11 protein-coding genes are annotated in these 9745 nt (G+C 39.3%); 3 read left to right on the top strand and 8 right to left on the bottom strand.

Annotation, left to right across the window (positions count from 1 at the left end; all coding sequences use genetic code 11):
• The 7 genes from Q8S11_RS04135 to ubiE form a co-directional block, all read right to left on the bottom strand.
• On the bottom strand, nucleotides 1-501 hold a 501-nt coding region (locus tag Q8S11_RS04135), incomplete at its 3' end, for an NAD(+)/NADH kinase (RefSeq protein ID WP_305660802.1).
• 9 nt (nucleotides 502-510) lie between these two features.
• Nucleotides 511-1173 carry a CBS domain-containing protein gene (locus tag Q8S11_RS04130; protein WP_305660801.1) on the bottom strand — a complete coding sequence of 221 codons (663 nt, stop codon included), beginning with the start codon at nucleotides 1171-1173 and terminating at the stop codon, nucleotides 511-513.
• 9 nt (nucleotides 1174-1182) lie between these two features.
• The gene (locus Q8S11_RS04125) at nucleotides 1183-1941 is read right to left on the bottom strand and encodes an alpha/beta fold hydrolase (RefSeq protein WP_305660800.1); all 759 of its coding nucleotides are present in this window, start codon (nucleotides 1939-1941) and stop codon (nucleotides 1183-1185) included.
• Nucleotides 1942-2070: 129 nt separating this feature from the next.
• Nucleotides 2071-2520 carry a GatB/YqeY domain-containing protein gene (locus tag Q8S11_RS04120; RefSeq protein ID WP_305660799.1) on the bottom strand — a complete coding sequence of 150 codons (450 nt, stop codon included), beginning with the start codon at nucleotides 2518-2520 and terminating at the stop codon, nucleotides 2071-2073.
• A gap of 97 nt (nucleotides 2521-2617) precedes the next feature.
• Nucleotides 2618-3379: an SDR family NAD(P)-dependent oxidoreductase gene (locus Q8S11_RS04115; protein ID WP_305660798.1), complete on the bottom strand. Its 762-nt coding sequence runs from the start codon at nucleotides 3377-3379 to the stop codon at nucleotides 2618-2620.
• Between the two features lie 420 nt (nucleotides 3380-3799).
• The gene (locus tag Q8S11_RS04110; RefSeq protein WP_305660797.1) at nucleotides 3800-4537 is read right to left on the bottom strand and encodes an outer membrane beta-barrel protein; all 738 of its coding nucleotides are present in this window, start codon (nucleotides 4535-4537) and stop codon (nucleotides 3800-3802) included.
• Nucleotides 4534-5265 (bottom strand): bifunctional demethylmenaquinone methyltransferase/2-methoxy-6-polyprenyl-1,4-benzoquinol methylase UbiE, encoded by a 732-nt coding sequence (ubiE, locus tag Q8S11_RS04105; RefSeq protein ID WP_305660796.1) that lies wholly within the window; start codon nucleotides 5263-5265, stop codon nucleotides 4534-4536. Before ubiE ends, Q8S11_RS04110 begins: the two co-directional genes overlap by 4 nt.
• Before the next feature lie 151 nt (nucleotides 5266-5416).
• Here ubiE and yihA point away from each other — a divergent pair, with 151 nt between their 5' ends.
• From yihA to Q8S11_RS04090, 3 genes are all read left to right on the top strand, one after another.
• Nucleotides 5417-6019 carry a ribosome biogenesis GTP-binding protein YihA/YsxC gene (gene yihA / locus Q8S11_RS04100; protein ID WP_305660803.1) on the top strand — a complete coding sequence of 201 codons (603 nt, stop codon included), beginning with the start codon at nucleotides 5417-5419 and terminating at the stop codon, nucleotides 6017-6019.
• A gap of 69 nt (nucleotides 6020-6088) precedes the next feature.
• On the top strand, nucleotides 6089-6949 hold the full coding sequence (locus tag Q8S11_RS04095; RefSeq protein WP_305660795.1) for a UbiA-like polyprenyltransferase: 861 nt from the start codon (nucleotides 6089-6091) through the stop codon (nucleotides 6947-6949).
• A 3-nt stretch (nucleotides 6950-6952) separates the two neighbouring features.
• Nucleotides 6953-8668: a M3 family oligoendopeptidase gene (locus tag Q8S11_RS04090; RefSeq protein WP_305660794.1), complete on the top strand. Its 1716-nt coding sequence runs from the start codon at nucleotides 6953-6955 to the stop codon at nucleotides 8666-8668.
• Nucleotides 8669-8855: 187 nt separating this feature from the next.
• Here Q8S11_RS04090 and Q8S11_RS04085 read toward each other — a convergent pair whose 3' ends face one another.
• Nucleotides 8856-9737, bottom strand: a complete 882-nt coding sequence (locus tag Q8S11_RS04085) for a PorP/SprF family type IX secretion system membrane protein (RefSeq protein ID WP_305660793.1) — start codon at nucleotides 9735-9737, stop codon at nucleotides 8856-8858.
• Between the last annotated feature and the right edge of the window lie 8 nt (nucleotides 9738-9745).

Raw genomic sequence — 9745 nt, 5'->3', positions numbered from 1 at the left:
CAGATAAGCATGCACTATCATCATAGCTGAGGTATCCCGTTTATGAATAGTAACATCATTCAGTGCAAAATTTTCATTTCCAAATAGCTTCAATTCTGATTCTATACAAAGCTGAACACGTTTATCCAGGGTAAAGTCCTTATTAACCAGACTATTCATTGCGTTAGCAATATCATTCTTGTTGATACTGGCCAAAAACCCTAAACGTCCAAAGTTTATACCAATGACCGGAATATTGGAATCTCGAATCAAAGTTACGGTATCAAGCAATGTGCCGTCACCGCCAAGGCTGATCATAACATCAACCTGAGCCTCTATCAGATCCTGGGAATTTCTAAAGATCTGAAACTTCCTCGGGAAAAATATTTTGCCTGAGATGAAGTGATTATACTTATCATAGACAAAGGCTTCAACAGTATGTTCTGCAAGGCTGTCGAAAACCTGCTGGACATGTGGTAATACAGTATTATTGAATTGCCTGCCGTAAATTGCAATCTTCATGGGGTCCTTTTAGATATCGAGATAATTCATTAGCTGATCATATCTGTCTGAACTACCATCATCTGATTTGGTATCATTAAATGTGGCCTTAACATGATAATCATATCTAAGAAAAGATGCTATAATAGAAGATAAATCTGTACGATTAAGTTTTAATGTAATTTCAAGTTTTGTAGAATCAGGGAATGATTGTACATAGGAACTCAGGATTTGAGCATTGTCTGATTCTACAATTTGGGAAATATGTGCCAATGAATTATTCCTGTTCGTAATTTCGAGTATAATAATCCCTCCGGGCTCTTTAACCGATGTAATTGTCGCAACATATTCCATCATCGTATTTATGGAAATTAGTCCCTTATAATTTTTGTTTGTATCGAGAACGGGTACCAGACTCAATTTTTGCTCATAGAACAAACGAATTACATCATAAATATGCTGTCCTTCATAAACAAATGGATTATGAAGTGACAAGCTTAAACTACCTACCGGAGCATTGATATCCTGAACCTCAATCAGGTCTTCATCCGACACGAGTCCCAAAAATTGTTTGTCGTTAACAATTGGAAGGTGGTTTACGCGAAACTCAGCCATCCTTTCATGCACTTTCTGAACGGTATCAGAAGTTCTTAAAGCCGGGATACTATCCGATATGAGTTCCTGTGCATACATATAGTTCTGTTAATATATACGTTCTAAAAACTTTCTTAAATGTACATTGAATTCAACAGGCCTTTCCATCATTGGAGCATGGCCACAAAGATCGACCCAGTTCAGTTCAGAATCGGGCAATAATTGATTAAATTCAACAGCAACTTCCGGTGGGGTAATTTTATCATTCTTTCCCCATATAAGGCAAACCGGAACTTTAATCTTATAAATGTCTTTTGACATGTTATGCCTGATGGCTGATTTGGCCATAGCAAGTATCTTAATGACTTTTATCCTGTCATTCACTATCTGGTAAACCTCATCAACCAGTTCTTTGGTCGCTGTAGCCGGATCGTAAAATGTAAATTCAACCTTCTCTTTTATAAAATCATAGCTTTCACGTCTGGGGAATGACCCCCCAAAAGCATTTTCATATAAACCTGAACTACCGGTCAAGACCAGGGCTTTTACCTCATCCTGATGATTAAGTGTATATATCAGGCCAACATGACCGCCAAGTGAATTTCCAAGCACGGTTATATTTTTAAGATTTTTGAATTTTACAAACTTATGGACAAACTTAGCAAGCGTCTTTACGCCGGTGGTTAACAATGGAAGATCGTACAGTGGCAACAAGGGAATGATTACCCTATAATCCTTTTTAAATTCTTGAACAACATCAGTCCAGTTACTAAGTGCACCCATTAAGCCATGAAGCAATAAGAGCACTTCTCCTTCTCCCTCTTCAATGTATTTAAAACCGTTTTCTTCTTTTATCTCGAACTCCATAGAATTTTTAAGTACATTTTTCTTTTACCTGCTAAGGTATAAGTCTAAAAGTTAAATCAATATAAAAACTTATTTTATTAGAAAGAAAATAAGCCTTAATCATCAATCCACTTTGAGATGATCTAATAATTAACCTAGAAGCTCCTTTACAAGCTCAGAAACAGTTTTGCCATCGGCCTTTCCCGCCAGTTCCTTACTTACAAAGCCCATCACCTTACCCATATCTTTCATACCTGAGGCACCTGTTTGAGCAATTACTGTTTTAATAAAAGCAGTAATGGCCTCTTTGTCCAATTGTTTTGGCAGATAGGCTTCAATGACCAGAAGCTCTTCCTGTTCTATTTGATAAAGATCCGGGCGATTTTGAGACTGGTAGATATCTGCAGACTCTTTGCGTTGCTTTGCCAGCTTTTGCAAAACCCTTATCTCTGCTTCTTCTGTAAGTACTTCCTGGGCGCCCTTTTCCGTTTTGGCAACCAGTAATGCAGCTTTTATGGCCCTTAGTCCACGCAAACGGGTACTATCCTTACTCAACATGGCGGATTTAATATCCTGGTCAATATTTTGTTGCAGAGGCATTTCCTGAAATGATTATAATTTGGTTAGTGATTAATGCAAAACTACACAATCCTGATTAGTTGGGAGTAAATTTTACATTTATTACAAAGATCATGCCCTAGCTTAATTCTTTTAAATGGTGCGAGGTGCTTGCCTGCGCCGTTGGCATCACGATCATATCGTTTAAATTTACATGAAAAGGACGCGAGACTGCAAACCAGATAGTTTCAGCAATATCCAATGCATGCAGAGGTTCATATCCTTCGTATACTTTCCTGGCCCGTTGCTGATCACCATGAAAGCGAACTTCCGAAAATTCTGTATCCACCGCTCCGGGATGCACACCCGTCACCTTAATTTTATGAGGAAGAAGGTCAATCCGCATTGCTTTATTAAGTGAATCTACCGCATGTTTGGTCGCACAATACACATTTCCATTCAGGTAGGTTTCCTTTCCGGCAATGGAACCAAGGTTGACTATGTGACCGGATTTGTGTTTGATCATCCAGTTTGAAACAACTTTGGTTACATATAGTAATCCTTTGATATTTGTATCGATCATTACTTCCCAGTCTGTAGTATTTCCGGCATTGATTGGGTCCATGCCTTGCGACAAACCAGCATTATTAATCAGTACATCAACTTTTTTCCAATCATCCGATAAAGTCTCCAGTTTTTCAACCTCCTCCTTGTTCCTGACATCCATGGTCAATGTATTAACTTGTATACCAAATTCTTTAACCAGATCCTGTGCCAAAGCATCTAAACGCTCAGTCCTTCGTCCGGTGATAATAAGGTCATAATTTTGTTGTGCAAAGAGGCGGGCGCATGCTTCGCCAATTCCGGCGGTGGCACCGGTTATTAGAGCTATTTTTGACATAATTATTTAAAAACCCGAAATTAAGGAATTTGAAGCAAAAGCTCAGCCAATATTAGGAATGGATTGAGATTGTACTGATGAGAGGATAATCCTTTTGTCGGGCTGCCCTTCCCAATGAAAACAGCTCCAGGTAAAATAAACCTTGCCGAAGGAGGTATCTTCCGGCTATCCGCCTGTGGTCGGTGTTATCACCGACCAATGATAAGATCGAGCTTGGTACAGTGAGAACACCGACCAGAGGGGAATAGAATGCGATTTCTTGCCGGAAATACTCCGGAGGAAAGGGCTGAATTAACCTATAACACACAGGTATTGCTTTCAAAAATCAAACTATTTTGGCTCCAGAGCCTTATGAGATCAATTATAAGGCCATTTTTTACCCTTCCTTATACCGAACTCAGGTTAAATTAAGTTTAACCCTTATTCAAAATAAAGACTGAACTGAAAATTTCGGAGAAATAACTTATCAATAGGTGAAGTATAGGGATTTTCAAGTCTGTCATCATCCCTGAGTACACTTTTCATTGATTGAGCGAATTTGATCTCAGGAGACATTTTGAAAAACTCAAAGTAGAGGTCAAAACCAACTCCGGCTTCATACCAAGCTATATTTTTATTGTTCTTAAGGTATTTTGCTTCGGGACTTAAAGCGATATCATCGGTTTTCTTTTTCGAAGTAATGTCGACTGAATATTTTGCCCCGGCGATCATGTATGCCCTGAAATTCCTCCTTCTGTCCGATTTAAGCTTGATTCCCAAAGGTAAATCCATCAGCGTAGCCTGAACCTTTCTTTGAATGTTAAAAGCCGGATCCATATATTCATAATTAACAATTCTATCGGCAAACACCATCGCAGGAGTAAAACGCAGATTGGCATTATCCCCGAGCCTGAAATCAGAAACAAATCCTAATCCAAATCCCGGTGTTACCGGAGATGAAAGGCTTTTCATTGGACTGTTTATCATTGGACCGTACTGATCGTTAAAAGGACCTTGCCATTCAGCCAGCTTTAAGATCTTAAACTCGGAAGCCACATATTGGAAAGTAAAACCAAAATGCAATTGTTCTCCGTCAACACCTCCCCCCCAGCTCTCCTGTGCAGCTAATCTGTTCAATGAAAAAATAAAAAATATACACAGAATGAGCGTTTTCTTCATTTGATACCGGTGTAAATGGAACAAATTCCAAACGTCAGCGGACGGTATTTCGTATTTTTGAACCCAACTTTTTGCATCAATAAATCAAAACTCTCTCCATCAGGGAATGAAGCTACTGATTCAGGAAGATAGGTGTATGCGCTGCTGTCTTTCGAGAAAATTCTCCCAATTGTGGGAGTTATATATTTGAAATAGAAATTATATGCCTGTTTTACCGGAAATACCTTCGGTTTTGAAAATTCAAGAATCACCACCTTAGCTCCGGGCTTTAATACCCGCAGCATGTCACTCAGCCCCTTTTCAAGATCCTCAAAATTTCGGACACCAAAAGCCACAGTTACAGCATCAAAAGAGTCATTATCAAACAATAATTTTTCAGAGTCACCTAAGCGAACCTCAAAAACATCCTGCATTTTTCTCTTTATAATTTTCTGATCTGCAATTCCAAGCATGCCTGCAGAAATATCCACCCCCACTACCTTTCGGGGTTTAAGGATTTTAATTGCCTCAAATGCAAAATCACCGGTTCCGGTTGCAACATCCAGCATGTATGAAGGCTTATCAGTAAGCAATTCTTTAATAGCTTTTTTTCTCCAGACCCTGTCAATGCCCATTGATAGAAAATGGTTCAAAAAATCATAGGTACCGGAAATATTATTAAACATGCTTGCTACCTGCTCCTTTTTGGTAGTATCTGAATCCTGATAAGGCCTTACTGTTTTCGACATACAACGCAAAGATAATGGAATTAAGGAAGCGTCTACAGCCAAGATTAGTCCTTCACGCAAAATTTATCAAATCATTGAAAATATGACGCTGTGCAGATTGAATTAAAATCAGGGGTTTTAAACATTGCAAGCAATGTCCTACCTTTGCCAGATGATCATTAAAAGCGCAGAATTTCAATGCAGTAATACCAGAACTGATAAATTACCGGCTCCTGAATTACCCGAATATGCCTTTATTGGTCGTTCAAACGTAGGTAAATCCTCACTGATCAATATGCTTGTGCAGCGCAAAGGGCTTGCAAAAACATCTCAAACTCCCGGAAAAACCCAGTTAATTAACCATTTCCTGATCAATGAAAACTGGCAACTGGTCGATCTTCCGGGCTACGGATATGCACGAACCTCAAAAAGTAACCGCGGTGAATGGTCAAAATTCATCAGCTTCTATCTGCGCAACCGCGAAAATCTGCAATGTGTATTTGTCCTGATTGACAGCCGTTTGGATCCACAAAAAATCGATATTGAGTTCTGTACATGGCTGGGTGAAAACGGCCTGCCTTTCCAGTTAATTTTTACAAAAGCTGATAAGCAATCGAGTGTAAAGACTGATCAAAGCATAGCAAAATTCAGAAAAGCCCTGCTGGAGATCTTTGAAGAGGTGCCACAACATTATATAACCTCAGCAGAAACACAGGAAGGCCGGGATGACTTACTGAATTTCATTAATGACCTGAATAAGAAGTTTACACGTTAATCTTTGATTCAAGAAAAAAAAGCTGAAATGCTATTTTCAGAATCCGGTATAAAAAAAACAGAAAAGCGAATGAACAAATATTTTTCCCTTGTATTATTTGCCCATACTATTTTTGCAATGCCTTTTGCTATTATCGGCTTTTTCCTTGCCATTACCACCACCACGCACGAATTTAACTGGCTGAAGCTGTTACTGATGCTACTCTGTATGGTTTTTGCCCGCAATGCAGCAATGGCATTCAACCGATTCCTCGACCGTGATATCGACGCCCAAAACCCAAGAACTGCAGTCAGGGATATTCCTTCAGGTCGCATTAGTTCTAAAGAAGCATTACTCTTTACCATTGCTAACAGCCTTTTATTTATCCTTACAACCCTGCTGATTAACAAACTGTGTTTTTACCTGTCTCCCATTGCACTTGCAATAGTTTTGGGCTATAGTTATACCAAGAGATTTACACCCCTTTGTCACCTGATTTTAGGCCTCGGTCTTGCACTTGCGCCAATCGGAGCCTATCTGGTAGTTACCGGTGAATTTGCAATGCTGCCAATTTATTTTTCACTGGCTGTTTTATGCTGGGTAAGTGGCTTTGATATAATTTATGCACTTCAGGATGAAGAATTTGACAGGCAAAATAATCTGAATTCTATTCCAGCCTGGCTTGGAAAGAAGAATGCCTTAGCAGTATCGTCTTTTTTGCATTTTCTGGCTATTGTATTTGTGACTCTGCCCTATCTGTATACCGACCTCTCCTGGTTTTACCTTGCCGGAGTCCTGTTCTTTATCCTGCTATTAGTCTATCAGCATCAGCTGGTAAAACCAGATGATCTCTCTAAAGTAGATCGTGCTTTTTTCACCACAAATGGTATCGCTTCGGTAGTTTTTGCCGTATTTTTTTTACTGGATGCCTATCTCAGAAATCAATTTTAACAAATGAAAGATCTTAAAATTTCAAAAAAACAAAGAACCTATATCCCTGCAGAACTGAAAATACAATGGGAAAATCTTGAGCCTATATTTAATGAACTGATTATCCGATCTATAAATTCGGTAGCTGACTTAGAGCAATGGCTCCGTGACCGAAGTGAAATTGAAGCAGCACTGGAAGAAGACTTTGCCTGGAGATACATCCGCATGACCTGCGATACCACAGATGAAAAATTATTGAGTGACTTTCAATTTTTCGCGACAGAAATCGAACCAAAAATTGCACCACTCCACAATGAACTAAACAAAAAATTTGTCCAATGTCCCTTTGCTGAACAATTGGATGAAGCAAAATACTTTGTCTATGTCCGTGGCATTAAAAAGGCACTCGAACTCTTTCGGGAAGAAAATATACCCTTACTGACCCAAATACAGGTCGAACAGCAAAAATATCAGGGTATTACGGGTTCTATGTCAGTGAAACTGGGAGGACAGGAATATACACTTGAACAAGCCGCAGTATTCTTGAAAGATACCGATCGCAAGGTACGACAAGAGGCATGGGAAGCCATCACAGCCAGAAGGTTAGAAGACAAGGTAAAACTCGATGAACTATTCAATTCTTTACTTAAACTCCGCCATCAGGTTGCCTTAAATGCCGACTTTGAAAACTTCAGGGATTATATGTTTCAGGCTTTGGGTCGTTTTGATTATAGCCCGGCCGACTGCTACAAATTTCATGAAGCTATCCAAAAGGAAATTGTACCTCTTTTAAAAGTGCAGGCTGATAAGCGTCTTAAAGCATTGGCTTTAAATGAATTAAAGCCCTGGGACATGGATGTTGATATTTCCGGTAAGCCGGCATTAAAACCCTTCAGCAATGGCGAAGAATTGATTGAAAAGTCCATAAAATGTTTTCAGGGATTGAGTCCGTATATTGGCGAAAGACTCGAAATAATGAAAGCAAATGGCTTTTTCGATGTTGACAGTCGTAAAGGTAAAGCTCCTGGAGGTTATAATTATCCACTTGCAGAAAGCGGTGCACCATTCATTTTCATGAATTCTGCCGGGACTTTCCGCGATCTGACTACTATGGTTCATGAAGGCGGGCATGCAATCCATACTTTTATTACTGCAGAACTTGAATTAAATGACTTTAAGCATCTTCCTTCAGAAGTAGCAGAACTTGCTTCTATGAGTATGGAGCTTATCTCTATGGATCATTGGGATAAATTCTTTGATAATTCTGAAGATCTCATTCGGGCAAAAAAGGATCAGCTGAAAGATGTCTTAAAAACTCTCCCTTGGGTGGCTGTAGTAGATCAGTTTCAGCATTGGATTTATACCAATCCAGAGCATACTACTGAAGAACGGGCAGAGGCATGGACAAAAATATTTGAGCCATTTGGAAATAATTTTGCCGACTGGTCTGAACATCTGCATGCGCTTGAGAACCTCTGGCAAAAGCAACTTCATATTTTTGAAGTTCCCTTCTATTATATTGAATATGGAATTGCCCAACTGGGTGCCATTGCAGTCTGGAAAAACTATAAAAATGATCCTGAAAAAGGACTTTCCAATTATATGAATGCCCTAAAACTTGGATATACTAAAACGATTAAGGAAATTTATGAAACTGCCGGAATCGAATTTAACTTCACTGCTGCATATGTGAAAGAACTGGCAGATTTCGTACAGGAAGAATTGGATAAGCTGGAGTAATTGGCAGTTTAGGGCATATGAGGAGAAATTAAATTAACAAAGGGGCTCGAAAGGTTTTACGGTGTGGCGGGGAGATTGCCGGGCTGACTACGGCTGAATCTGCAACATGGAACAAGTCTTAAAGATATTGTTCGAAATTGCAGTTGCTACATTTGAATGGACAAAAGATTAAGCCACTAATAGCTTATTAATTTAATAATGAGGCTTTCAAACCAATCTCAAAGTTCCCGCTGCTATAGCCGGCCAGAGATGAGGTGCTAGTTGAGTAAATGCCAATAATATTAAATGATTGGTAATTCATGCCCAATCCGAAAGTAGCACTTCCTATGCTATGAAACATTCCGAAAAGATTAACCTTATTTACATAACTAACATTAGCCCCGATGTCCAGGATGTTATTAAGCCCTTTAATGCCACGATATACCACTTTGGGCTCCAGGCTTATCCCATAAGGGTTTTCGCTATCAATTTTATAACTTAATGCTGAGAAAAATGTAGGATGATTTATTCTCTGGTTTACCAGGTCACGTTGAAAAATACCCTTAATATTCGGCAGGGCAGCCTGAACACTAAGCTTGTTACTGGTATATGCCAAGCCGAAATCGCCATCTACATGGGTTTCCGTCTGGTTATAGTTAGCAACAATAATATCATTTGGATCACCATTCATATCTTCCCGGCTTAGGCGTTCATTCAGGAAGCCTAATGAAAGACCGAATGAAAGTTTAGTATTATTTTCGTTGAGAGGCATATGGTATGCATAGCTGGCTACACTCCTCAGACTTTTGAATAATCCGGACGTTTCATTGGACACATTCAATCCGATACCTGCATTGCGGGTAAATGCGTATTCCCCAGTAAGTATCTGGCTAGATGGTCCTCCTGGAATGTTGCTCCATTGTTTGCGGTAACCCATGTTAACATCAAAGCCTTTTCTTCCTGCCATCGCCGGATTGCCCAAGTATTGATTTTGGAAGTAAAGTGCGCCTATTGGATTAAGCTGTGCATGAAGGTCAATTGCGATGCCTTGTAAAATATAAAGCAGCAATGTCAGTAATATAAATCTCATTTTTAAAC

The organism is Daejeonella sp., from assembly GCF_030695525.1.
In the GTDB taxonomy this organism is placed as follows: domain Bacteria; phylum Bacteroidota; class Bacteroidia; order Sphingobacteriales; family Sphingobacteriaceae; genus Daejeonella.
The sequence above is the reverse complement of the archived record's forward strand: the minus strand, read 5'-3'. Positions and strand labels throughout refer to the sequence as shown.